This window comes from Planococcus donghaensis (assembly GCF_001687665.2).
Lineage (GTDB): Bacteria > Bacillota > Bacilli > Bacillales_A > Planococcaceae > Planococcus > Planococcus donghaensis.
In genome coordinates this window covers 1,166,721-1,190,849 of sequence record NZ_CP016543.2, presented here as the reverse complement: position 1 = coordinate 1,190,849, position 24,129 = coordinate 1,166,721, and the positions used below count along the sequence as shown (strand labels likewise).

Genomic DNA, 24,129 nt, shown 5'->3' with positions numbered 1-24,129 from the left:
AGTTTATTGAAATATTTTCCTTTTTCCACCTGCGAAGCGACTTATTCCAATGAAAAACTGTAGACAACTCGAACAACTCGAGTTTATCTACAGCCTTTCGTTACATTATTTTCTATCTTTCAAGCTAGCTACTTCTTCCTCTGTTAAGTGACGATATTCACCAAGTTCTAATTCGGGATCAAGACTTAATGGTCCCATCGACAAACGTTTCAAGTAAACCACGCGTTTGCCGACACTTTCGAACATTCGTTTAACTTGATGAAATTTGCCTTCCGTAATCGTTAATTCAATTTTAGATACTGCAGCGCTTTCCAAGATACTTAAACTCGCAGGCTTTGTCTCATAGCCATCATCAAGCACCACACCTTTTTTAAATGCTTCTGCATCTTCTTCCGTTACGACTCCTTCAACATGTGCAAAATATGTTTTATCCACATGCTTTTTAGGCGACAGCAATTCATGTGCTAGCTTGCCGTCATTTGTTAGTAACAAAAACCCTTCTGTGTCTTTATCTAATCGCCCTACCGGAAACGGCTCGAAATGTTGCTCATCTTCCCCCAGCAAATCGATGACCGTTTTATCGTACTTATCTTCCGTTGCCGAAATCACACCTTGAGGTTTATTCATAAGCAAATAAATAAACTCTGTGTAGGTAACAGCTTCTCCTCCGACCGACACAAGATCCGCATGTTCATTGACATGAACTTTTGGGTCTCGAACGATTTCACCGTTAACTTCTACAGCTTTTGACTTTAATAGGACTTTCACTTCTTTTCTAGAGCCATGGCCCATATTCGAAAGGTATTTATCTAAACGCATTGTGTCACTCCTAAAAGCCTAATTTCCGAGAGATTTTGGTTATTTTTGAGCCCATTAACTTTTGCGCTAAGCCCGTTTTCAAGCCGAGGTAGCCATAAACAGCTGCCCCTACACCACCGATTAAAATGATGCGAATCATAGATAGGAATTTATTGTCCATACCGATAACTAAGTCGATTCCTGACATCGATACGTAAACCGCACCTGCCATGATCAAGTTCAAAATAACAATTAACATTACGCGTCTTGTAACCATTTGCGAATGATAGTTCATTGTTTTAACAATTACGAGCATGTTCATCCCAATCGCTGCCATATAACCAATAATCGTTGCTGCTATCGCCCCGTCTGTTTCAAAACGTTCGATCAACGGTGTATTTAAAAGAGCTTTTAATAATAGACCTGTAGACAAGTTGATGATGATCCATTTTTGTTTGTTGATACCTTGTAAAATAGAAGCTGTGACTGGGAAAGCCGAAAACAAAATTGCCACTGGCAAATAATGCGCCAAAATCTCAGATCCAATATCACTTACTTCGTAGAAGACATGATACAACTCATCAGATAGCATGGTCATTCCAATTACCGCAGGCAATGTTAAGAATAATAACAACTGGATGGATTGATCTAATGTTCGAGATACTTGCAAATATTCTTTGCGTGTAAAATGTTTGGTGATTAATGGAATTAATGCCATGGAAAACCCAGTAGCAAGCATAACAGGTATCATGACAAGTTTATGTGCAGTTAAATTTAAAATACCTAAAAGGTCGATTTCTGAGAAATTTCCACCAGAGCTCATCGCCCGGTTAAATGTCATTAAGTCAACAAACTGAAACAAGGGATTGGCAATGCCAAGGAAAATGACCGGTATGGCATAAAAGACAATCTCTTTGTACATATCACGCAATTTAACGTCATAGGATTCAACTGAATTCGCTAGCAGTTGATTGTATTCGGGCTTTTTCTTTTTCCAGAAATAACCCAACGTCACAATCCCACCTAGCGCTCCGACAGCTGCAGATAATACCGCAAACTGAATCGCTGTTTTTGGCGTACCATCAAAAATGTAAAGAACCGCAAATGCGCCACCTAATAGGAAAATAATGCGAACAATTTGCTCGATTAATTGGGAAACAGCCGTTGGCATCATGTAGTTATAGCCTTGGAAAAATCCTCTCCAAAGACTCATAAATGGTACGACGATCAATGCAAAACTGACCCAACGAATCGCTTCAGTTACGTCACCAACCGAATAAATTCGTTCATCTTCAGAGATAGTAATACGCGCTAGTGGCTCTGCGAAGATATAAAGCAAAAGAAACGAAACAAAACCGGTAATCATCATCGTCAGAAGACCTGACTTTAATAATCTCCTACCTGTTTCATAATCACCGAGGGAATTGTATTTAGCGGTAAATTTCGAGAATGCGATTGGGGCACCTGAAATAGCTAGCGCCAGCATCAAGTTATACGGGATATATGCATATTGATAAAGCCCGATATTGTCTTCTCCTACCATGCTATAAAACGGAATAATATAAATAACTCCCAATATTTTTGACAAAAATAAACCTAATGTTAAGATGGCTGTACCTTTAACTAATGACGACATTTTACACTTCCTGACTTGTTCATAATAAAAGCAATCTACACGATAGTTTACACCTATAGATGAAATTACTCAACGTGTTTCGCTGCATCGTGTATACTAAAAAGAAAACGAAAGCGAGTTCTTAATATATGTATGACGTTATAATCATTGGCGGAGGTCCCTCCGGCTTAATGGCATCAATTGCCGCAGCTTCAAATAATCAAAAAGTATTACTGATTGAAAAAGGAAAGAAATTAGGAAAAAAATTAATCATTTCCGGTGGTGGCCGCTGCAACGTGACCAATCGCTTGCCACTAGACGAAATTGTGAAACATATTCCAGGAAACGGACGTTTTCTTCACAGTCCTTTTTCTGTATTTAATAATGAAGACATTATTTCTTTCTTCGAAGGACTTGGTGTTGCGTTAAAAGAAGAAGATCATGGGCGCATGTTCCCCGTATCTAACCGTGCACAAGATGTGGCGGATGCCATGTTCAAAGAAATGGACCGGTTAAATGTAACGGTGATGCTCGATTCACCTGTTAAAAAATTATTAATGACTGATGAAAAAGTGACCGGCGTTCGCCTTCATACCGGAGAAGAGTATACAGCGAAAGCAATCGTCGTCGCTGTTGGAGGCAAAGCAGTCCCACAAACAGGCTCTACTGGAGACGGCTACCCATGGGCAGAAAAAGCAGGTCATTTGGTGACCGATCTTTATCCAACGGAAGTTCCATTATTATCGAAAGAACCATTTATCGTAAGTCGCGAACTTCAAGGTTTGGCTTTACGTGATGCAGCTGTCACTGTATTAAACAAAAAAGGCAAAGTGCTTGTCACACATCAAATGGATATGCTGTTTACCCATTTTGGGTTGAGTGGTCCTGCAGTTTTACGCTGTAGCCAATACGTCGTGAAAGAAATGAAGAAAAACGGCGGCCAACCAGTCGAAATGCGCATCAATTCACTGCCAGATGAAAATGCAGAATCTGCTTTTCAATTGCTTGTGAAAATGATGAAAGACGAACCAAAAAAATCCGTTAAAAACGTTTGGAAGAGCCTTGCTCAAGAACGTTGGCTGTTATTCTTACTAGGACGTGCTGAGATTGACCCACAACTAACTGGCGCGGAATTGGCAAGTGACAAAGTTCGGGCGTTCGCAAAGCAACTGACAGCCTTTACAATGTTCGTTAACGGTACACAACCAATCGAAAAAGCATTTGTAACAGGTGGCGGTGTATCGATCAAAGAAATCGAACCTAAAACGATGGCTTCTAAAAAGAAACCCGGATTGTATTTCTGTGGTGAAATTTTAGACATCCACGGATATACTGGCGGTTACAATATTACGTCTGCATTAGTCACAGGCAACGTAGCCGGCCAAAGCGCCGCTCGATTCGCGAAAGAACACAGAGTAGAGAGCAAAGCTTAATAGCTACTGGCGTTCTTTGCCTGGCTTCTTGTAAAAGCCATGCCCAAAGCGGCCGAAGTGACTCAAATGAGATATTAATCTATCAAACATACAAAAAAGAGGCAGACTGGAAATTTTCCAGTCTGCCTCTTTTTATAATTCTTCTTTCAAAATGCTCCCGGAAGGTTTTGCATTTTTATGTCTACTTTTTTTAACCTACTACGATGTTAACCAATTTCCCTGGAATAACAATTACTTTGCGAATTTCTTTGCCATCAGTTGCCTTTTGAACATTGTCATCCGCAAGCGCTGCTGCTTCTAGTTCTTCTTTTGTGCTGTCTTTAGCAATCGCTAGCTTTGTTTTTACTTTGCCGTTTACTTGTACGACTACTTGGATTACATCATCAATCATTTTCGACTCGTCGTATTGTGGCCAGTTTTCGTAAGTTACCGATCCTTCATGACCCAATTTCTCCCATAGCTCTTCTGCTACGTGAGGTGCGATTGGAGATAACAGTTTCACAAAACCTTCTACGTATTCTTTTGGAATGGAGTCGACTTTATAACCTTCGTTAATAAAGACCATCATTTGTGAAATCGCTGTGTTAAAACGCAATCCTTCAAAGTCGTCTGTTACTTTTTTAACGGTCTGGTGATAGACTTTTTCCAGTTTACCATCGTTTGAATCCGTAATTTTTGCACTCAATTGCTCTTCGTCCATCAACAAACGCCAAATGCGGTCTAGGAATCGTCGAGAACCATCTAGGCCATTTGTTGACCAAGCGATCGATGCTTCAAGTGGACCCATAAACATTTCGTACATGCGCAATGTGTCTGCACCGTGGCTTTCGATAATTTGGTCAGGGTTAACGACATTGCCTTTTGATTTCGACATTTTCTCGTTTCCTTCGCCCAAAATCATGCCTTGGTTAAATAGCTTTTGGAAAGGTTCTTTTGTTGAAACCACACCGATGTCGTAAAGCACTTTATGCCAGAAGCGCGCATATAGCAAGTGAAGTACAGCGTGCTCTGCTCCGCCAATATACACATCAACCGGCAACCAGCGTTTCAATAGTTCTGGGTCAGCCAACATTTCCTCATTGGTTGGGTCGATAAAGCGCAAGTAATACCAGCAGCTTCCAGCCCATTGTGGCATCGTGTTGGTTTCGCGACGCCCTTTCATTCCGGTTTCAGGATGAACAACATTTACCCAATCGGTAATATTAGCAAGAGGTGACTCTCCTGTTCCACTTGGCTTAATATCTGTTGTTACTGGCAACATAAGTGGCAAGTCTTTTTCTTCCACAGGCGTCATTGTGCCATCTTCCCAATGAATGATTGGAATTGGCTCGCCCCAATAACGCTGACGGCTAAACAACCAATCGCGCAAGCGGTACGTAATTTTCTTTTCGCCCACTTTTTGATCAACTAGCCAATCAATCGCTTTTTCAATTGCTTCTTTTTTGTTCAATCCGTTAAGGAAGTCGGAATTGATCAATTCTCCGTCGCCTGCATAAGCTTCTTCTTCAATATTGCCGCCTGATACCACTTCGACGATTGGCAAATCAAATTGTTTCGCAAATTCATAGTCACGTTCATCATGTGCTGGAACGGCCATGATTGCACCGGTACCGTAAGTTGCCAATACATAATCAGCAATCCAAACTGGCATTTTTTCGCCACTTGCCGGATTTACTGCATAAGCGCCTGTGAAAACACCTGATTTGTCTTTCGCCAAATCTGTGCGTTCCAAATCACTTTTCGTTTTCACATCGTCAATGTATTGTTCAACAGCTTGTTGTTGTTCTGCAGTTGTAATTGCAGCTACTAATTTATGTTCTGGCGCAAGCACCGCATAAGTTGCGCCGAAAATTGTATCTGGACGTGTTGTAAACGCGCGGAAAGAATGTTCTGTATCTGCTACTTGGAATTCCAATTCAGCGCCTTCTGATTTGCCGATCCAGTTGCGCTGCATGTCTTTCAAACTTTCTGGCCAATCCAACTCATCTAAATCTTCAAGCAAACGGTCTGCATAATTTGTGATGCGCAATACCCATTGGCGCATTGGACGACGCTCAACCGGATGCCCACCGCGTTCTGATTTGCCATCGATGACTTCTTCGTTTGCAAGAACTGTTCCAAGTGCCGGACACCAGTTAACCGCTACTTCGTCAACATAAGCCAGCCCTTTTTTATACAATTGGATAAAAATCCATTGTGTCCATTTGTAATAAGACGGATCTGTTGTGCTAATTTCACGGTCCCAGTCATATGAAAATCCAAGCTCTTGAATTTGACGCTTGAACGTTTCGATGTTTTTAGCTGTAAATTCAGCTGGATCATTTCCAGTATCCAGTGCATATTGCTCTGCTGGAAGACCAAAAGCATCCCAGCCCATTGGATGCAAAACATTATATCCTTGCATGCGTTTAACACGGCTTAAAATATCTGTCGCCGTGTAGCCTTCTGGGTGACCCACGTGAAGTCCAGCGCCTGATGGATATGGGAACATATCAAGTGCGTAAAATTTTGGTTTAGACGAATCGTCTACCATTTTAAACGTTTTGTTGTCTTGCCAATATTTTTGCCATTTTTTCTCAACTAGTTTGTGCTTGAATGTCATTTCCAATTCCTCCTCAAAATAAAAAATCCCGCCCCTTAAAAAATAAGGGACGGGATTTTCCCGCGGTACCACCCAAATTAGCGACTGCTCGCTCAACTTGACTCCTTAACGCGGAAAACGGTGTATCTTACTTAGTTTCACATACACTGACTCCAAGGTGAGTTCGTTTGGGCATTTTACCGACTTGCACCAACCGCCGGCTCTCTGTGGAAAATACGCAAACTACTAGTCCTCTTCGCTGTCATTACCTATTGTCTTTATTTTAGACGAGTCGCCGTTTTTTGGCAATAGCTTAAGAGACTTTAACGTTTTCTGTGTTTAATGGCGCATCTGTTGAATCGATAATATCTTGAACCGTAAAGCCATCAAAGACTTCTGTTAAGACCAATCCAGCATCTGTCACTTCAATCACAGCACGTTCTGTAATGATTTTGTTAACGACACCTTTGCCTGTTAGCGGCAAATCACATTGTTTTTTTATTTTGGCAGAACCGTCTTTTGATACATGATCCATAATAACGATTACTTTTTTCGCACCGTGCACCAAATCCATTGCGCCGCCCATGCCTTTAATCATTTTTCCTGGAATCATCCAGTTCGCTAAGTCCCCATTTTCAGCTACTTCCATCCCACCAAGGATCGCGACATCAATATGTCCCCCGCGGATCATCGCGAATGATTCAGCACTTGTGAAAAAAGCCGAGCCAGGAATCGTTGTAACCGTTTCTTTGCCTGCATTGATTAAGTCCGGGTCTACATTTTCTTCTGTTGGATACGGTCCTATTCCTAAAAGTCCGTTTTCTGATTGAAGAACAACACTTTTATTGTCGGAAATAAAATTCGCCACTAAAGTTGGCATACCGATTCCTAAGTTAACGTAATCGCCGTCGTTGATTTCTTTTTCAGCTCGTTTTGCAATGCGCTCTCTGACTAATTGTTTATCCAAGATTTTCTCCACCCTTTCTTAAACCGTGCGTGTTGTAAGACGTTCGATCCGTTTTTCTTGGTGTGCTTGAAGCAAGCCTTGTACATAAATGCTTGGTGTTTGAACGTGATTCGGATTAATGTCCCCGATTTCCACGATTTCTTCTACTTCTGCAATGGTAATTTTCCCAGCCGCTGCAGCAAGCGGGTTAAAGTTTTGTGCGGTTTTGTTGTAAACAAGGTTGCCCATTTTATCCGCTTTATGCGCTCTCACTAATGCAAAGTCAGCTCGTAATGCGTGTTCAAGCACATATTCTTTGCCATCAAATTCACGAATTTCTTTACCTTCTGCAACAGTTGTGCCTACGCCAGCTGGTGTAAAGAAAGCTGGAATTCCAGCTCCGCCTGCGCGCATTTTTTCAGCTAATGTTCCTTGCGGAGTCAATTCAACTTCGATTTCGCCTGATAACACTTGGCGCTCGAATTCTTTGTTTTCTCCTACATAGGAACCGATCATTTTTTTAATTTGTTTGTTTTTCAATAATAGGCCAAGACCCCATTCGTCTACTCCACAGTTATTGGAAATGACGGTCAGATCGGTTACCCCTTTATCAACTAGTGCTAAAATAAGCTGTTCAGGTATTCCTACTAACCCAAATCCGCCTACCATAATTGTGGCACCGTCTTGAATTTGTTCAACTGCTTCTTTTGCAGAACTGTAAATCGGTTTCATTCCATTATGCCTCCTCTGACTCATCCACTTAAATTCATTATTAAAACGCTTCCATTTTAATTTAAACAAACTATTGCTCTAAACGCAATATTCATAAAAATCAATTGCGCAATCAACAAGCATTGTTTGCCGTTTTGTCGTCATGCTACAATGGCTTTTGAGGAGTTGTTTCGATTGAATATAGAGTTTCCTTTTTCATCTGATGGAAAACGTTATTATACATGGAATCGCCATTTGCGCGATCATTTTGGTTTTAAGGTCATGAAAATCGCTTTAGATGCCGGGTTTGATTGTCCAAACCGGGACGGCACAGTTGCACACGGGGGCTGTACGTTTTGCAGCGTTGCAGGATCTGGTGATTTTGCTGGAGACCGAGTTGACTCGATTCCTAAGCAGTTTGATCAAATTAAAGAAAAAATGCATCGCAAATGGAAAGATGCCAAATACATGGCGTACTTTCAAGCTTATACCAATACACATGCGCCGTTACCCGTGATTAAAGAAAAGTTTGAAGCGGCACTCGAGCAAGAAAATGTTATCGGTTTAAGCATCGCAACACGTCCCGACTGTTTGCCAGATGACGTTGTGGATTATTTGGCCGAATTAAACGAACGGACGTATTTATGGGTCGAACTTGGATTGCAAACGGTTCATGAGCGAACGGCCCTTTTGGTCAACCGTGCGCATGACTTCGATACTTATGTAGAAGGTGTGACGAAATTACGCAAGCGCGGCATTCGCGTATGTACACACATCATCAACGGCTTGCCACTAGAAGACCGAGACATGATGATGGAAACCGCGCGTGAAGTAGCAAAACTCGATGTACAAGGCATTAAAATTCACTTGTTGCATTTATTAAAAGGCACACCAATGGTCAAGCAATACGAAAAAGGCATGGTTGAGTTTCTAGAAAAGCAAGAATACATTAACTTAGTCGCCGACCAACTTGAAGTGCTGCCACCTGAAATGGTTGTTCAACGCATTACAGGTGATGGGCCGATAGACTTAATGATTGGGCCGATGTGGAGCGCCAACAAATGGGACGTCTTAAATGGCATTGATGCAGAACTTGCACGCCGCGAAAGCTGGCAAGGGAAACGGGCTACAGGGAGTGTGACTTCATGACGATACAACGCGTATTGCCTTTTACAAAATCATTGCTTGAACAAGCAATCTCTCCGGGAGATGTAACTATTGACGGCACTGCTGGCAACGGACATGATACACACTTTCTTGCAAGTTTAACTGGAGCAAACGGAAAAGTTTTCGCTTTTGATATTCAAGCAGAAGCAATACATGCAACGCGAGAGCGAGTCCAAGAATTTGACCATGTCGAGCTAATTCACGACAGTCACGCAAAAATAAAAGATTATGTATCAGAACCTATTGCAGCTGCTGTTTTCAATCTTGGCTATTTGCCAAAAGGTGATCACTCTATTATTACGAAAGCAAAAAGTACGCTTGCTGCTCTCGAACAATGTTTAGATCTTTTGAAAATAAAAGGCGTTTTGTTAGTTGTCGTATACAGTGGACACGAAGGTGGCAGCGAAGAACGTGATGCCGTTATGGAATTCGTTTCCTCGCTCCCACAAAAAACGTTTGATGTGCTGAAATACGAATTTATCAACCAGCAACATTCCCCCCCTTTTTTATTAGCCATTGAAAAAAAACATGCAAGCAATTAAAAAAGCAGAAAAGAGCACATGCTCTTTTCTGCTTTTTTAGCTTAGTTTTCTATTTCCTTTTTTTCTGGCGGATTTGCTAGTAACGCCGCCACAATACCGAGTAGCGGGAAAATCATAATAGCCCATAACACTTCTTTATAGCCACCAAAGAAATCGTAAAACAAGCCGAACGGTAACGGTCCGAGAGCAGAACCAACGACCATAAAGGCCATTGAAATACCGGTAATGCTACCAAGGTATTGTCGACCAAAATAATTCGGCCATACGACACTCAAAGTTACTCGTTCAATTCCCAACATAAAGCCCCATACAACCGCAAACAGAATCGCGCCGGAAAACAGGTCTGCTTCTTTCAATAAGAAAATCGAGGCAATTTCCCCAACAAAAACAAAAGCTAACATCCACTGGACGCGTATTTTATCAAGCAAATAACCTGCCAGAAACGTGACCGGAAAACCGATAATTGCCATTAAACTCAAGACAGTTGCCGCTGTTTCAGGTGCTAATGATTGAATCGAAAAAATAGACACCAAATGGAAAGTCATTCCCGTATTAACCAAAGCAGGAACCACTACACAAAACAAAAGGAGCCAAAAAGAGCGAGTTTTTTTCGCTTCTTTTACCGTCCAACTAATATCTGAAGATAAAGGCTTTTGTCGATCTTCTTCTCTTGCTGAAGGTCCATTATCCGGCAGTAAGCCAATATCTTCTGGCCGATTTCGGATAAAGAAATAGGCTAATGGCGTAAAAATAACCAGGATTGATGCGCCAAGAATTTGCCAAGTCGTCCGCCAGCCGTATGCTTCAATTAGCCAAACATTGATCAATGGAAATGCAGCCGATCCAATCATCCCACCTAACGCTGCTAACCCAAGTGCACGGCCTCGTTTTTGGATAAACCATTGTGGCACTAACGCATTTGGAACGAGCGTCATCGAGCCTTGTCCAAACAGCCGTATAGCGAAAAAGCCCATAAACAACATTACCCAATTGACTACGAAACTATTAAATATACTGGCTGCTGCTAAAATTAAAGAAACCGCAATTGCCATTTTTCGTGCACCGACTTTATCAATCATTCGACCAATGATAAACAATAAAAATCCTGCCAGAAGTGTTGCTGAAGAATAAATACCGGACACGGTCGAGCGACTCCAACCAAATTCTTCTATGTAATAATCTATAAAAATGGCATTTGAATATGTTTGTCCAGGTCCAGAAAAAAAGTGAGACAATCCCGCGAGAATGACAATGACCCAGCCGTAATAAAATGGCGTATGGATAACGCCGTTCCCATTAACCCAATTTTCTTTCGTACGCTTCATAACAGTCCTCCTTCAATGAAAAAAGTGCCCATTTAAGCTCTTGTTATCCGTTCTATTATTTTACAATTAACACTGGACAATTTGCACGTTTTACCACTTTATGGCTAACACACAAAAGAGACCTTGCCCCATCAATAGGCAAGGTCGTCTTAAGTGATTTATATCACTTTAAATTCTTTTTAATATACTGCACAACTTTACGAAGTTCTGTTGCGCTTGGACGTCCATAAGGGCTCGTTTGCTGCTGTTGATAAAGAATATCCCCTTTTTCATCAAGCAAATAATGAGCAGCTTCCCCGTGGATTCCATGATCTTCATATGGTGCATCTTCTCCATGGTAATAAGCACCGTACTGGTCTAATAAATCTGTTGTAAGGTCAGACAGGAGCGGAAAGCTTAAGCTATGCTCATTTTTCATCCCTAACGAATTTTCTTGGCTATCTGTTGATAGAGCCGTAAAATAAACGCCTTTTCCTTCAAAATAAGAAAGGCTTTCTTGAATTTCTTTTAAATCTTGGTTACATACTGGGCACCATGACCCTCTGAAAAAGACCAAAAATCTCCAACCTGGACGATCCGTTAAATCTTGTTCCAAAGAATAAGTACCACCTTCTGCTAATGGTAATTCAAATTGTGGTGCTTTATCACCGAGTTGTAATGTTGTCATAGGTAGTTTCCTCCTTATTTTAAAAAACAATCAAGTAAACGTTACTTCCACTTTAACAATCCAGTTAAATCATCAAATATATAATCCGGCTCTAGGTCGAGCTCTTCAACTGGCATTCCTTTTCGGTTGATCCAAGCTGTTTGGAATCCGAAACTTTTCGCCCCCGATACATCCCAGCCGTTAGACGACATGAAAAGAACTTCATGGCTTTCGATTCCAAGTTGTTCTAATGCATATTGATAAGATGCCGGTGTTGGTTTAAATTGCTTCACGTCGTCAATACTCAGCACTTGATCAAACAACTCTTCTAAACCAGCATTTTTAACTAATGGATCCAGCATATCGTGAGAGCCATTTGAAAAAACCACTAAGTTTTTATCCTTTAACTGCGTAAGAACTTCTTTCGATTCTGAGTAAAGCGGTAAATGCAGATAGGCATCCAATAACTTTTGCTCGTTTTCTTTACTTGCCTGCAAGTCATTTTCATTTAGTGCATATTTTAATGCATCATGTGTAATGGCATAAAGCGTGGCATAATTGCCCATCAACTGGCGCAACATAAAGTATTCAACTTGCTTAGATCTCCAAGTCTGACTGATCTTCTCACCGTATCCAGGATATAATTCCTCACATTCTTTTTTTATCGCCGTAACATCGAACAAGGTTCCGTAAACATCGAACACAAAAGCTTTGATTGAATTCTCCACGCCACATCCTCCTTTTGTTGACTCTGCAAACAATTTACTAATTTGCTTTACAGCCTTTTACTTCTATACCCAAAGCCAGTCGGATTAATCGGAAATAAACAAATTCATCGAACAGAAATATAAAAAAACCCGAACCGGCGCACTTTTAAAGTGCTTCGGGTCGGGTTAAATCTTTCCTTTTGTAACTATTTTAGAAGAAATTCATTGGATTCACTGCATTTGAGCGAGCACCATTCCACGGACCAACATGGATTTCAAAATGAAGATGCGGCCCGGTAGATCGTCCTGTACTGCCAACGAGTCCAACGTTTTGACCTTGTGAAACGGCCTGTCCAGATGAAACATTGATAGCACTCATATGCGCATAAACAGTCGCATACGTTTGGCCATTAATGGAGTGCGTTAAAATTACTACGTTACCATAACCACCCATGTTACCGGCATAGGAAACATAACCAGTTGCCGCCGCAGAGATTGGTGTACCCGTTACATTGGCAATGTCTTGTCCCAGATGTGATTCGGCACCGTCACCAATATCACGTCCACCAAAACCTGAAGAATGTCGTCCAGAAGCTGGCCAAATAAACATCGCACTAGGTGCTGGTGCTGGTGGCGCAACTTCTACTTTTACAGGTGGAGTCACAGCAGGTGCTGGTGCTTTCGGCTTGCTTACTGATTCCGCTTTGGCACTACTTTTAGCTTGAGCCTGTGCTTCTGCCTCTGCTGCAGCTTGTGCACGAGCTTTTTCTTCTGCTGCGGCTTTAGCAGCCGCTTCTGCTTCTGCTTTTGCACGAGCCTCTGCTGCAGCTTTTTCAGCAGCAATTTTTCGTTGACGTTCCTCTTCTTCTTTTCTAGCAATTTCAGCTAAACGAGCTTGTTCGTTCATGATTTGTTTTTCCAAATCTGCGCTAACTTCAAGAACTTCGGCATGCTCAAATTCTAACTCATTTTTTTCAGCTGCCAGTCGTTTTTGTTCTTTTTCTAAGTTTTGAACAGCTTGTGCTTGTTCTGCTTTTTTACTGCTGAGTGAAGCTTTTAATCCAACCAATTCTAAACGCCGAGATTCTTGTTCAGCTAACTTAGACTCTACTTGTTCTTTTTGTTCAGCTAGCAGCTTTTTATCTGCCGCTTGTTCTCGCATGATCTCTCTATCTGCTTCTATTAACGTATTCACTGCAGAAAAACGATCAATAAAATCAATAAAACTATTTGCGCCAAGTAAGACATCTATGTAATCTACAGAACCGCCACTTAACTGGATAGCACGCGCTCGTTCTCTCAACAACTCTTCACGTTCTGCTATTTTTTGTTCAAGTTCTTCAATTGACTTTTTCAGCTCGTCAATTTCTATTTTAGTTTTATCGATTTTCGCTTGAACATCACTGATTTTTGTTTCTGTACCCGTAATTTGTTTGTTCAATTCTTCGATTTTCGCTGTTAATTGGTCTAACTTTGATACGTTTTGATTGATTTGTCCCTCTTTTTCACTAATATCAGAAGTTAATTCACTTTTTTGTTGCTCTGTTTCTTGCTGTTTCTGTTCTAATTCATTTAATGTATCTGCGTTAGCTGTCGGTATCAAGATTGATAAAGCTAATACAGAGGATAAACTAGTTGCTAGCCATTTCGATATCACGTGTTTTATCCCCTTTCAATAATTACGATTGTTTCATCTATGTGTAAGTTAAATGTTCAATTGACATAACACAAAAGCATCTATTTTAATGCAACATGCTCAGTATAACAGTTCGGAATCTTTATTCTGTTACAGCAGTATTTCAATTTATTCTAATTGTGAAATATTTATGTAATATATTAGAAGTTATAATCTTTGGAATGTTGAGATTTTAAACTGGCAATGCCTGAAATTTAATTATAATAGCTTAATTTGTTGCTGTATATTCATTTTTCACCTTTAGAAACAACTAAATCCAAAAAAGAGCTATTAAGGTGTAGCTCTTCTTTGGATAGATTATTGAAATGCATTTCAGTCTATTTAAAGTTTAAAATTATAATACACCGTAGAAATTGCCCAACCAGTTAAATGAATCATTAGCAACGTACCTACTACCTCAATTGCTGCTAACTCCATTCCGAAAATCACAAAGATGAAGTGAATATATAAGGCTACTAATGTGATCTTCCAGGCATTTGCTAAAGCTTTCGTAGTGATACTTGTGTACCGCTCATCGAGTCCTCTGTTTTCGGCAGCTTTCTTCCGTCCCCACCACAGTCCAAACAGTCCTCCCGTGGCTCCGAGCAATAATCCCAATAAACCTAACAGTTGGTTTGTTTCCATGCTTATTCACTCCCTTTCTCAAATATGAACACATCTTCAATACAAAGTTGAAATAAAGTAGCGATTTTATACGCTAATTCCAATGACGGTTTGTAGCGTCCATTCTCAATTGAAATGATTGTTTGTCTCGAAACACCTAATTTCTCAGATAGCTGCTCTTGTGTATACCAAAAAGATGTTCTTAGCTCTTTCATCCGATGCTCCATATTTTATCCCTTTATACAAAGCTCACTTTACGTGAAGCATACTTTACTTCTTCCAGAATATAAAGCCTGCTTTACTTCGAATACTATTTATGAAATAAAAAAGAAGCTCTCACTGGAGCTTCTTTTTTGGTAAGAACGTACATTACCCTATTTATATTTACTTAACAACGCTTCTGGGATATGACAATAATCATCGGGACATCTCGTTAGTCGGTCTTGATGTTCTTCCGCACTTTTCACATAATTCAAAAGCGGTAGCACTTCAACAACGATGCGTTCACTATCGCTTCTCTCACGAATAAATGCTTTTACCTCTTCTAAATGCTTTGGATTTTCACTATACATGCCTGTTCTGTATTTTTCCCCAACATCTTGCCCTTGCCGATTTAAACTATAAGGATCAATGATTTCAAATACATACGCCATCAAGTCTCGAATCGTCAACATTTCTGGGTCAAACTCTGTTTTCACACATTCCGCGTAGCCATCATAGTTCCCATCAAGTGTAGGACTCGTCCCATTTGCTCGTCCTGCTTCTGTCGCCTTTACTCCAGGCAAGGTTTTGATAAACGCTTGTACTCCCCATAAACATCCACCCGCAATATATATGACTTCCATATGGAACCTCCCACTTTGTAAAGCACATTTTAACGAACTAGGAACAGTATAACATTGTCATATAGTCTGCTCACTAGTTGGTACTTACTTCTGATAATTCGTCATATGTTAACTTCATAATTAATCCGGAACATCAATACACTTGCACAACCACTTCATATCCCTCGAGCCAATTGTCTGTCTCTACCTCTTTAATATCGAAGCTCAAGGAAATCGAATTTTTGAAGAACTCCAGATAATCTCCGGAGATGATGACAGTAATTTGACCTTCTTTCTGTGCATGCGCTTTGATGAAAAAAGGCTCGGTTTTTGATACATCAAAAAGGGCCTCATCAATTTTCAACGTTGCAACCTCAATACGAATATCCTTTTCTGTCTTGTTTTCCATTTGAATTTCAAGCGTGAATGCTTTGGTGACTTCATTTATAGAAATAGAGACTATAAGAAAACGATATTTTTCTGTATTCAACAAGGGTATTTCTAGATGATGATCTTCTTCAGTTCCGACGAAAGCTGCCCATTCCTCTGGTGACCATTCATTCATTTTGCTGGTATCAAATTTACTTCTGCCTTTTGTTAAATCTATCGAGATGAACTTTCGCTTCTTCGCATGAGAACGTTCCATACCTCCCTCATCCTCTCTGAATACAAATTTCAGAACCTCTTAACATTTTTTCTTTTGAGCTCGTCATGAGAGTTGATTTAACTTCTGATAACTCATGATATGTAAACTAATAGCTCAGTCCAAAATATCTTCTTAAACTTATCCTATGCGAGGATAACCCCTTCCCTCCGACTATTCATTTTCTACTATTGTACTTGTAGGCAAATGGCTAATGAGTCTTTCTAATGTTTTGTATCGTTCATTACTCGTATAAAGATTAAACCCTTGCCCATCATGCCAAGTTGTTATAACTGTAGAATTTTCCTCCATTTGAAAGGAAGGCAACATATAAGGCTTCTCTTTTCTCATTACTGTTTTTTTCATAGCCAATTTGTACGTGCAGTTATCGGTAAAGGAAAAGGCGAAAAATTGATTGGCAGCTGCCATCCAAAACGTCTCTTCTAAGACAAGCTGCAAATCTTGTACATCCTTCAGCGTGATCGTGAAAACGGGAAACATTCTGCTTCCAATACCTTCTACACGAGAAGTATAAGAAATCGCATTGTCGTTAAGCAACTTTTCAAGCTTTACTGCTTGATCAATGTAAGGTTCAAAGGTGAGAAAAACGGGGAACGAATCCTGCATGCAGATAAATTCAGACAAGAATTCACGGGTTCTATCAGCATAGTCTTCATAATCTGAAGGTCCGATATACCATTTCGAAACCTTCTGAGAATCATTAAATATAATAAACTCTTCTTCCGATCCCCAATCTTCCTGACTTATGTAAATCTTGGCCAAAGTCTATCACCCCTTTAGATTTTTAAGGCCGTTAAACCATACAAAGCTCTGTTCTATTTTTCAACAGTTCCGGTAAGTTACCATTTAATTTTATGCCATCTATATCAAAAGGCACTAGATGCGTTCGTATATCTAATCCCATTCCTTTTGAGATTTATGCTTTAAAAGCTTACAGAATAGCATTCTGAATGTATCATTTTTTCTAATGAAAATAGTTTGAAATGATTTTCTGGTGAAGTCAGTAAAATCGGGGAACTGAATGTAACTTAATTAGACTTATGTTACATTCAAATCCCTGATTCGTTATTGGTATATTATTCTTGAAATGCCTAGAAAAGGGCAATGTTAACTGCTATAATCAAAAGGCTCGGAAATTTCATTAAACGGGCCATAGCTATTTGAGGAGGCGTTCATTATGACAAACACAATCACCGTTACCATCAATGAGTACAAGGGGATAACGCCTAATTAACTTTTCTATTTCGCGTTCCCCGAAAATCGAAAGGGGAAAATTATGAATACAGAAAATGTGAAAATCGTCGAATTAAACAAAGAAAACTGGTATGACTGCTGTGAACTAGAGGTATCTGAAGAACAAACGCAATACATGGAACCAAATGCCGTATCGATCGCTCAGTCAAAGTTTGAAACTAGCTTAAAACCTTATGCCATCTACACAGGCGATAAAACGGTTGGCTTTTTGATGTATAACTCTGTACCGGAGGAACTTGACGGCTATTGGGTATACCGAATAATGGTAGACAAAGCCTTCCAAGGCCAAGGAATCGGGAAAGCTGCAACTAAATTGATGATTACTGAGATGGCCAAATCACTGAATGCCACAAAAATTGTGGTCGGCTATCACCCAGCCAACTTGAATGCCCATAATTTATATGCGAGTTTGGGATTTGAGAACCATGGAGATCGGTTTGGCAAAGAAATGGCCGTTGTAAAACAGCTAATCGATTGATAAATTAAAACCACATTTTAGTGAAAGGGCCATTTTAAAGGTCCTTTTTCTTTTATAAAAAATCAGTATTTCCTTTGTTCTAAATGTAACTTAATTGCTATTAAGTTACATTCAGAACATCTACTCGCCAATCATTTATCAACTCATATTGATTTTTTCATTAGCTTTCTTTTTATTAATCGTTTGAATAACAAACCCTATAAGCTGCAGTCCTAATCCTATTACAAAAGCTACCGTGGAGCCCGTATTGAAATATATTATTACGAGCACTAATCCGACTAAATATATTGCCCATGCCAACTTCATAATCGATATCCTCATTTCTAATAACTTTGCTTGAACTCCTAATGTGAATGTAACTTAATTCACATTAAGTTACATTCAGTTTAAACAATAGTGCTATGATCTTCCTCCAAAGAAAATATCGATTTGCAGAAGGTAAAGCTTAAAATGAAAATTTTTCACTAGACAAAGCCGTCATATATTCAATTGAGCTGCCTTCGTTTCTCTCTAGATACCATTTTACAAGGTAGTATCCCAGCGAATAACCGCCCCAAAAAGGCAAGTTTCCTTCTTTGCTTCCGAACATGTAGATGTCAGTTCTTTCACCTAGTTCGTTGCGACATAATTTGTATGTACTTTCCCATAAATTTTTGGCTTGTTTTTCGGTTAGTGCATCTTTATAAGGACCAAGATAGGCGTCACCTAATCTGATTTTCACAAAATGTTCCGCTAAACCTTCTAATATCAATCGGTCCATTAGTGTCTGATTCTGTTCAGTAATAGTTAAGGCATGTGTTCGCCAATGATGATGATATTCGTGGTTAATGACTGACTTTAGGGTTGAACGAACTTGAGCGTCAGGAAGAACTGCGAAAAACATTTTGCCACTCCAGTCAGTGAATGCTGAAACACCTCCAAGCTTTTCTCTGACAAATCGATCCTGTTCATCAAGAATGAACAACTCAAATTCGACTGCTTTCGAAACAGGGAATTCTTTTTGGAGAAGCGTTAATTCATCCTTTATAAAGTCTTCATAAGCAAGGCTGCGCAGCTTATTTAATTGGGTTTCAAGTATTCCTATCTCACTTTCTAAATTAAATATTCCAAAGAACGCTATCGTTTCTAATTCTTCTTCTGAAAGATTAAATATTTCTAGGAATAGCTCTTTCCTGCTGTTCTCTGGATGTGAGACTATTGCTTCAAGAAAAATTTCCATATGGGTAAGCCGAGGGACTATTTTAACCAATCTATTTTTTTCGCTAATCTCTAACCACTCCTGTCTTAAAAGTTGAATATAACTTAACTGCACTTAAGTTACATTCAACTTAGCAAAATAAAAGCTTTAGTAAAGTTATTTTTATTTATTTCTGGCGATAGAGCTTCAGAGAATATTGACTCCACTCAGCTTGAAGTTTATCAAAACCAATGATTTTCCAAGGGTTGAAAAAGGTTTGTCCGTTCTTGTTAAAGAAAAGCTTGTTCCCTACATGAAAAGAAGCATGCTGAATTTGACCTTCGTCGGTTTCCCATACAGCCACATCCCCTTCAATCAGCTCTTCTGATTTAATAAGGTGATGTGTCATCCGCAATTTTTTTATAAACGTTTGAGGGTGTATCCACTCATGAATCATCCATTCTTGCTGTGAAATGGCAAAGAGGGTTGCAGACAAGCAATTGCTACCTGCTTCGATTGGAAAAGTGTTTGCGTATTTCTTAATTATTCTTGGGAGATAAACTGGCACTTCTTCGCTTCCCCAATCATCCCATTGCTGTGCATACTTCTTTAGCAATTGTGCCTTCGCAGAAAACGATGTTTTTTCCCACAGATCAGCGTACAAAACAACCGATTCACCCTCTGAATTTATTACACCCTTTTCATTCAGAGGGAGCGATCCTATCGGAAAATAGGATCGTGGGAAAATCAAACCTCTATTCATCTGCACCTGAATCTGCAAAAGTATTTCTTTTTTAGCAGGAGCTATTTTTGTAATCCAATTTGCATGAGCTAGAATCACAAATTCAACTTCTTTCGACAAATTACAGTACTCGTAGCTGTTTGCCAGCTGAATTTGTTTGTAAGATGCATGATTGAAAAACTCTTCTTCCGGAATAAACAATGCCTGCAAAATCTCTTCTTCAAATAAAGAGACGTGCTCTTCTTTAACAAAGAACAGGTCTTTTGCAGGCACATATTGTTCAATCCATTTTTTCATCTGATCATTTGACGGCTGAATAGTGGTTTTCAATATGACTTCTCCTTTTATCCAGTAAAGTTTTATAGAAGTAGCTCGTTACTAAACAACCATACTTCCCTTATTTAACTTTAACATATATATCCAGTAGAAAGAGGTTGCTTCTAGTCCCAAAAGAGATTCAAAACACTTTTAATTAAACTTTCAAACCGTTCGTAAAAGTACACTTTTACGAACGCTCTAAAATTTGGCCAGAACTACGAAAAAGGACGTTCGTAAACGTATAGACACGTTTACGAACGTCCACATTTTTCATATACATTTACGAACGCTTTTTTTACATCCTTATTAACATTTAAATACCTTTAACATTAAGATTGATAGTGTAACTCTTTCTTTACATATTCATTTCTCACTCAGATGTACGATTTTCTTGGTAAGAAAGTGTATCCCAGAACGAGATGTCCGCATCCTCAATAGAATCATCCGCAATTGCGCGAACTGTGGCATCGAGTGTCGTGATGGTTTGTTGGATTAGATAGCCATTGCTCTTTTGTCCCAAAACATACGACTCGTAAGAATGATCCGACATGCCGCGCATCTCGAATAACAGGGTAGAAATTCCATATTCTACTGCAATCCCATTTCGACTAATGGTTTCGGCATTTCCACCTCTGTACTTTCCTAAATGGCCCCATCCTTTTGAATCGATAGCATCGAAAACTACAGCTCCTAGCTGCTTGGATTTAAGTAGTACATCTGGGTCAACGTTCGGTGTAGTCGGATACAAAATAGAACCGGATACCAGCTCTCCATCTCGCTCACTTTGAGTACCTTGATGATGCAAATCAATCATGTAATCAATATCATATTTTCTCATCACATTTTCGTGGAAGGCTTTGGTTTCAGGTTGAATTTTGGTAATGTGATCACGGTTCAAATCGATGCCGTCCGCGTTATAGCGTGTGAGATTCCGATCTCCTTTCGCTATGTAATCATCTAATGAAAAATTCACATCTCCCATTGCTCCATCTGGATTGAGCATCGGCACGATTAAAATATTGACTCCATCTGTTACCCCTTTCATCTTGCCTGTTCCAAGGTGTTTGATAAATTCAAGTGCGCCTTCTGTTGTCAGTTGTTCGTTGCCATGTTGTTGAGTCAGAAAAAGAATTGTCGGATTTTCAGGATTTATTACATACTTAACTAAGTACAAATCACGCCCTTTAATGCTTTGTCCAATTACTTCAAGTTCCATGTTTTTTTGTTTGGCTTCTTGTGTTTGTAAAAAATCTGCCATTTCATCATACGTGGTCAGTATCGATGTATTGATGGTTTCGTTGCCACCATAAGCTGGTCCATTTCCTACAGCGCCGACTGCGGGAGACATAAATGGTGAAGCGCTCAACACCATCGCTCCAGCAATTGTTAATGTCATCATTTTTTTGCGAATCATCGTCTTGTTAGCTGTTTTCGTCACATTCATTTTCTTCATTCATTATCCACCCCTATGATTTTTTTTAGAAACGGTCTTGAGAAAAATACTTCAGCTCCTTCTACAGCCTCCATTCAAAAGTATTTCGTTACTCTAAGTTCTTTTCTTCTCTTTTATTTGAAATCCTTTAAATAATTGTAAAATGATCTAAAAGAATTAGCCTATTTAACATCAGCAGTCTTTTAGTCGTGTTAAATCTTACATCTTTTATCTTCACATCAAAAAACCACTCCCTATATAGGAAGTGGATTTTTTGATGTGGAGAAAAGAAATAGTATAAAGACTTTGTTCCAACACCTTTTATTAATAACGTTCTTTGTAAGAAAATTTCAATCGTTTTCGCTTTTTTCTTATTAGGGCAGACTTTAGCGGTGGCGCGTCTACGGGGTAGACGAAGCAAGAAGACAGGTGGTTTTCCTGGCTTCTTGCGGGAGTCATCCCCAAAGCGACCAGCGCGGTTTGTAAGCATTTGAAAACGATACAAGTGTACTTTCAGTCTCAACCCACTTCCTATATAGGAAGTGGGTTGCCTTTTAACTGTACTTATTATCTATCTAGAAACAAAGCAGTTTCAGTTTATGAACGTTTCTTCATTTCTTCCGCAATCAATTCATAGGTTTTGAGTTTGTCTTTAAAATCATAAGCTGCAGAAACTAACATAACTTCATCTGCTCCGTATTCAGAAGCTAATTTTTCTAGTTGGTTTGCAACGTGCTGTGGTGTGCCCACTATCATGCGGCGACGATTCTCAGCGACAAGTAATTTTTCGAATTTAGAGTATGGATAAGCAACTGCTTTTTCGGGTGGTGGGGTGCCTTGTGAAGGCATGCCCTGTGCGCCCATTGACAGGGATAAATCCAAAGAAGACGCTACCCATTCTGCTTTTTCTTGCGTTTCTTGGCAAACAGCAAAAATCGCAAATCCGACATAAGGTTTACTGCCATCATACGATTTAAATTGCTTACGGTATTCTTTTGTAAAAGATTGACCGCCTTCTCCATTGATAAAATGGGCAAATAAATAAGGAAGTCCTTTTTCTGCGGCGAGCAGTGCTGAACTTCTGCTCGATCCTAATAGCCAAATAGGTGGACTACTGGGTGACACTGGTGTCGCCTTCATGCCGTAATAAGGGTGATCTTCAGGAATAGAATCGGTTAAATACATCCGGAGCTCATCTAGTTGTTTAGGAAATAAGCTGGTGTCGCGTTTTTTTCCTTCATTTAATGCGAAAGAAGCACGCGGCATGCCGCCAGGAGCGCGCCCCATTCCTGCATCAATTCTTCCAGGATACAAGGCTTCAAGTAATTTGAAGTTTTCGGCTACTTTAAATGCCGCGTAATGAGGCAACATCACACCACCTGAACCGAGCCGAATGGTAGATGTGACGGCTCCTAAATGCGCAAGTAACAGTTCCGGAGAAGAGCCAGCTAAAGTAGGTGCATCGTGATGTTCTGATACCCAAAAGCGCGTATAGCCCCATTTCTCGGCGTACTTTGCAAGTATGGCCGTATGTTTTAATGCTTCCTGCGGCGAACTGCCTGCTGAAATTGGCGATTGGTCTAATACGCTATACGTTAACGCCATAAGACTCACTCCTTTCCTTTCTAAACAAGGCATTTTTATTCTTCGATCAAGTAACCAACCGAACGCAATACGGTATGGATAAAGCCTTGTGCGGCTAGAAAAACTTCTTCTTTTTCAGGTTCTTGAAAAATATCATGATAGCAATATTTCCATTCTTTATAAGTAAACTCAGTTAATTGTTGTTTTAGTAACCATTGACGAGCCGCTTCTTTTTCCGTGATTACATCCCGCTCCGCCGTATACAAACATGTCGGAATTTGTGGATATACTTCAATAGCCGCAGCGGTTTCTTTCATATAACTTTGTAATTCTTTATACCAGCCCGCCGTAATAACCGTATGATACAGCTTGCTTTCTGTTTCTTGACTAAAAGAAAACTGATCTCGCGTTAAATGACGCAATTCGATGCCGTGGTCCATTTTTCGGCGACCCGTTAATTGAGCAACACCTGGGAAAGTGTTTAGTGCTTTTGGTGGCAGTTTTTTTAACTGTAGCCAAGGAGACGTGAAAATGGCTCCCGCTACATTATATTTACGATGCCCCAACACATTCATCGCTACCGTAGCACCTAGTCCATGGGCAATCACAAATACCGGTAAATCATTATCTGAAGCCAGTTTCAACATTTCAATCACCGCTTGTTCATATTCATCAAACGATTCGCGGTGAACGTTGTCAGCTCCGGCATTTTTGCCGTGACCCGGTAAATCTCCTGTGTACACATGAAAGCCTACCGATCGCCATTTTTCAATTTGCCACGCATACCGCATATGCTGTTCATATGCACTATGGATTAACACCACTACTGCTTTAGCTGTGCCTTCAGCTTGCCATTTCCACATAATCAAACTTCCTTTCCTTGCCG

General features: G+C 39.9%; 24 protein-coding genes and 1 other annotated feature. Of the genes, 4 read left to right on the top strand and 20 right to left on the bottom strand.

Going from position 1 to position 24,129, the window contains the following annotated elements; all coding sequences use genetic code 11:
- Positions 1-105: 105 nt before the first annotated feature.
- Both BCM40_RS05975 and BCM40_RS05970 read right to left on the bottom strand, forming a co-directional pair.
- Positions 106-819, bottom strand: coding sequence for a pseudouridine synthase (locus BCM40_RS05975; RefSeq protein ID WP_065526737.1), 714 nt, complete (start codon positions 817-819; stop codon positions 106-108).
- 10 nt (positions 820-829) lie between these two features.
- On the bottom strand, positions 830-2,434 hold the full coding sequence (locus tag BCM40_RS05970; protein WP_065526738.1) for a putative polysaccharide biosynthesis protein: 1,605 nt from the start codon (positions 2,432-2,434) through the stop codon (positions 830-832).
- 128 nt (positions 2,435-2,562) lie between these two features.
- Here BCM40_RS05970 and BCM40_RS05965 point away from each other — a divergent pair, with 128 nt between their 5' ends.
- Positions 2,563-3,846, top strand: coding sequence for a BaiN/RdsA family NAD(P)/FAD-dependent oxidoreductase (locus BCM40_RS05965; RefSeq protein ID WP_065526739.1), 1,284 nt, complete (start codon positions 2,563-2,565; stop codon positions 3,844-3,846).
- A gap of 190 nt (positions 3,847-4,036) precedes the next feature.
- On the opposite strand, the gene leuS is transcribed toward BCM40_RS05965, so the two are convergent.
- The 3 genes from leuS to BCM40_RS05950 form a co-directional block, all read right to left on the bottom strand.
- Entirely contained in the window at positions 4,037-6,448 is a 2,412-nt protein-coding gene (gene leuS, locus BCM40_RS05960) for a leucine--tRNA ligase (protein WP_065526740.1), read from the bottom strand.
- Between the two features lie 42 nt (positions 6,449-6,490).
- Positions 6,491-6,696, bottom strand: a binding site (T-box leader).
- Positions 6,697-6,740: 44 nt separating this feature from the next.
- Positions 6,741-7,394, bottom strand: a complete 654-nt coding sequence (locus BCM40_RS05955) for a 3-oxoacid CoA-transferase subunit B (protein ID WP_008429013.1) — start codon at positions 7,392-7,394, stop codon at positions 6,741-6,743.
- Positions 7,395-7,412: 18 nt separating this feature from the next.
- Positions 7,413-8,105 carry a CoA transferase subunit A gene (locus BCM40_RS05950; protein ID WP_065526741.1) on the bottom strand — a complete coding sequence of 231 codons (693 nt, stop codon included), beginning with the start codon at positions 8,103-8,105 and terminating at the stop codon, positions 7,413-7,415.
- 174 nt (positions 8,106-8,279) lie between these two features.
- Here BCM40_RS05950 and mnmL point away from each other — a divergent pair, with 174 nt between their 5' ends.
- On the top strand, positions 8,280-9,233 hold the full coding sequence (mnmL, locus tag BCM40_RS05945) for a tRNA modification radical SAM protein MnmL/YtqA (RefSeq protein WP_065526742.1): 954 nt from the start codon (positions 8,280-8,282) through the stop codon (positions 9,231-9,233).
- Positions 9,230-9,793, top strand: a complete 564-nt coding sequence (gene mnmM / locus BCM40_RS05940) for a tRNA 5-(aminomethyl)-2-thiouridylate-methyltransferase MnmM (RefSeq protein ID WP_065526743.1) — start codon at positions 9,230-9,232, stop codon at positions 9,791-9,793. Before mnmL ends, mnmM begins: the two co-directional genes overlap by 4 nt.
- Before the next feature lie 41 nt (positions 9,794-9,834).
- On the opposite strand, the gene BCM40_RS05935 is transcribed toward mnmM, so the two are convergent.
- The 9 genes from BCM40_RS05935 to BCM40_RS05895 all read right to left on the bottom strand — a co-directional run bounded on the left by BCM40_RS05935 (position 9,835) and on the right by BCM40_RS05895 (position 17,020).
- The gene (locus BCM40_RS05935) at positions 9,835-11,118 is read right to left on the bottom strand and encodes an MFS transporter (protein WP_065526744.1); all 1,284 of its coding nucleotides are present in this window, start codon (positions 11,116-11,118) and stop codon (positions 9,835-9,837) included.
- Between the two features lie 163 nt (positions 11,119-11,281).
- Entirely contained in the window at positions 11,282-11,785 is a 504-nt protein-coding gene (locus tag BCM40_RS05930) for a redoxin domain-containing protein (protein WP_065526745.1), read from the bottom strand.
- Between the two features lie 41 nt (positions 11,786-11,826).
- A complete protein-coding gene (locus BCM40_RS05925) occupies positions 11,827-12,492 on the bottom strand; it encodes a haloacid dehalogenase type II (protein WP_065526746.1) in 666 nt (221 codons plus the stop codon).
- Positions 12,493-12,682: 190 nt separating this feature from the next.
- Positions 12,683-14,128 (bottom strand): murein hydrolase activator EnvC family protein, encoded by a 1,446-nt coding sequence (locus BCM40_RS05920; RefSeq protein ID WP_065526747.1) that lies wholly within the window; start codon positions 14,126-14,128, stop codon positions 12,683-12,685.
- Positions 14,129-14,488: 360 nt separating this feature from the next.
- Positions 14,489-14,791, bottom strand: a complete 303-nt coding sequence (locus tag BCM40_RS05915; protein ID WP_065526748.1) for a hypothetical protein — start codon at positions 14,789-14,791, stop codon at positions 14,489-14,491.
- 2 nt (positions 14,792-14,793) lie between these two features.
- Positions 14,794-14,997 carry a helix-turn-helix transcriptional regulator gene (locus BCM40_RS05910; protein WP_065526749.1) on the bottom strand — a complete coding sequence of 68 codons (204 nt, stop codon included), beginning with the start codon at positions 14,995-14,997 and terminating at the stop codon, positions 14,794-14,796.
- Positions 14,998-15,144: 147 nt separating this feature from the next.
- A complete protein-coding gene (locus BCM40_RS05905; protein ID WP_065526750.1) occupies positions 15,145-15,615 on the bottom strand; it encodes a peptide-methionine (S)-S-oxide reductase in 471 nt (156 codons plus the stop codon).
- Between the two features lie 133 nt (positions 15,616-15,748).
- Positions 15,749-16,240 (bottom strand): hypothetical protein, encoded by a 492-nt coding sequence (locus BCM40_RS05900; protein WP_065526751.1) that lies wholly within the window; start codon positions 16,238-16,240, stop codon positions 15,749-15,751.
- 171 nt (positions 16,241-16,411) lie between these two features.
- Positions 16,412-17,020: a hypothetical protein gene (locus BCM40_RS05895; RefSeq protein ID WP_065526752.1), complete on the bottom strand. Its 609-nt coding sequence runs from the start codon at positions 17,018-17,020 to the stop codon at positions 16,412-16,414.
- Between the two features lie 514 nt (positions 17,021-17,534).
- On the opposite strand from BCM40_RS05895, the gene BCM40_RS05890 reads away from it, so the two are divergent.
- The gene (locus tag BCM40_RS05890; RefSeq protein WP_065526753.1) at positions 17,535-17,990 is read left to right on the top strand and encodes a GNAT family N-acetyltransferase; all 456 of its coding nucleotides are present in this window, start codon (positions 17,535-17,537) and stop codon (positions 17,988-17,990) included.
- 445 nt (positions 17,991-18,435) lie between these two features.
- Here BCM40_RS05890 and BCM40_RS05885 read toward each other — a convergent pair whose 3' ends face one another.
- The 6 genes from BCM40_RS05885 to BCM40_RS05860 form a co-directional block, all read right to left on the bottom strand.
- On the bottom strand, positions 18,436-19,302 hold the full coding sequence (locus BCM40_RS05885) for a DUF2268 domain-containing putative Zn-dependent protease (RefSeq protein ID WP_238323759.1): 867 nt from the start codon (positions 19,300-19,302) through the stop codon (positions 18,436-18,438).
- A 52-nt stretch (positions 19,303-19,354) separates the two neighbouring features.
- The gene (locus BCM40_RS05880; protein WP_065526754.1) at positions 19,355-20,239 is read right to left on the bottom strand and encodes a hypothetical protein; all 885 of its coding nucleotides are present in this window, start codon (positions 20,237-20,239) and stop codon (positions 19,355-19,357) included.
- A gap of 358 nt (positions 20,240-20,597) precedes the next feature.
- Entirely contained in the window at positions 20,598-21,680 is a 1,083-nt protein-coding gene (locus BCM40_RS05875) for a M14 family zinc carboxypeptidase (RefSeq protein ID WP_238323758.1), read from the bottom strand.
- Between the two features lie 127 nt (positions 21,681-21,807).
- Entirely contained in the window at positions 21,808-22,182 is a 375-nt protein-coding gene (locus BCM40_RS16475; protein WP_065526755.1) for a hypothetical protein, read from the bottom strand.
- Positions 22,183-22,256: 74 nt separating this feature from the next.
- Positions 22,257-23,264 (bottom strand): LLM class flavin-dependent oxidoreductase, encoded by a 1,008-nt coding sequence (locus tag BCM40_RS05865; RefSeq protein ID WP_065526756.1) that lies wholly within the window; start codon positions 23,262-23,264, stop codon positions 22,257-22,259.
- Positions 23,265-23,299: 35 nt separating this feature from the next.
- On the bottom strand, positions 23,300-24,106 hold the full coding sequence (locus BCM40_RS05860) for an alpha/beta hydrolase (protein WP_065526757.1): 807 nt from the start codon (positions 24,104-24,106) through the stop codon (positions 23,300-23,302).
- Positions 24,107-24,129: the final 23 nt, after the last annotated feature.

Bases quoted from the DNA above. Each gene is read 5' to 3' on its own strand.
- BCM40_RS05975 (WP_065526737.1), bottom strand. From the start codon at position 819: ATGCGTTTAGATAAATACCTTTCGAATATGGGCCATGGCTCTAGAAAA.
- BCM40_RS05970 (WP_065526738.1), bottom strand. From the start codon at position 2,434: ATGTCGTCATTAGTTAAAGGTACAGCCATCTTAACATTAGGTTTATTT.
- BCM40_RS05965 (WP_065526739.1), top strand. From the start codon at position 2,563: ATGTATGACGTTATAATCATTGGCGGAGGTCCCTCCGGCTTAATGGCA.
- leuS (WP_065526740.1), bottom strand. From the start codon at position 6,448: ATGACATTCAAGCACAAACTAGTTGAGAAAAAATGGCAAAAATATTGG.
- BCM40_RS05950 (WP_065526741.1), bottom strand. From the start codon at position 8,105: ATGAAACCGATTTACAGTTCTGCAAAAGAAGCAGTTGAACAAATTCAA.
- mnmM (WP_065526743.1), top strand. From the start codon at position 9,230: ATGACGATACAACGCGTATTGCCTTTTACAAAATCATTGCTTGAACAA.
- BCM40_RS05935 (WP_065526744.1), bottom strand. From the start codon at position 11,118: ATGAAGCGTACGAAAGAAAATTGGGTTAATGGGAACGGCGTTATCCAT.
- BCM40_RS05930 (WP_065526745.1), bottom strand. From the start codon at position 11,785: ATGACAACATTACAACTCGGTGATAAAGCACCACAATTTGAATTACCA.
- BCM40_RS05915 (WP_065526748.1), bottom strand. From the start codon at position 14,791: ATGGAAACAAACCAACTGTTAGGTTTATTGGGATTATTGCTCGGAGCC.
- BCM40_RS05910 (WP_065526749.1), bottom strand. From the start codon at position 14,997: ATGGAGCATCGGATGAAAGAGCTAAGAACATCTTTTTGGTATACACAA.
- BCM40_RS05905 (WP_065526750.1), bottom strand. From the start codon at position 15,615: ATGGAAGTCATATATATTGCGGGTGGATGTTTATGGGGAGTACAAGCG.
- BCM40_RS05900 (WP_065526751.1), bottom strand. From the start codon at position 16,240: ATGGAACGTTCTCATGCGAAGAAGCGAAAGTTCATCTCGATAGATTTA.
- BCM40_RS05890 (WP_065526753.1), top strand. From the start codon at position 17,535: ATGAATACAGAAAATGTGAAAATCGTCGAATTAAACAAAGAAAACTGG.
- BCM40_RS05875 (WP_238323758.1), bottom strand. From the start codon at position 21,680: ATGAAGAAAATGAATGTGACGAAAACAGCTAACAAGACGATGATTCGC.
- BCM40_RS05865 (WP_065526756.1), bottom strand. From the start codon at position 23,264: ATGGCGTTAACGTATAGCGTATTAGACCAATCGCCAATTTCAGCAGGC.
- BCM40_RS05860 (WP_065526757.1), bottom strand. From the start codon at position 24,106: ATGTGGAAATGGCAAGCTGAAGGCACAGCTAAAGCAGTAGTGGTGTTA.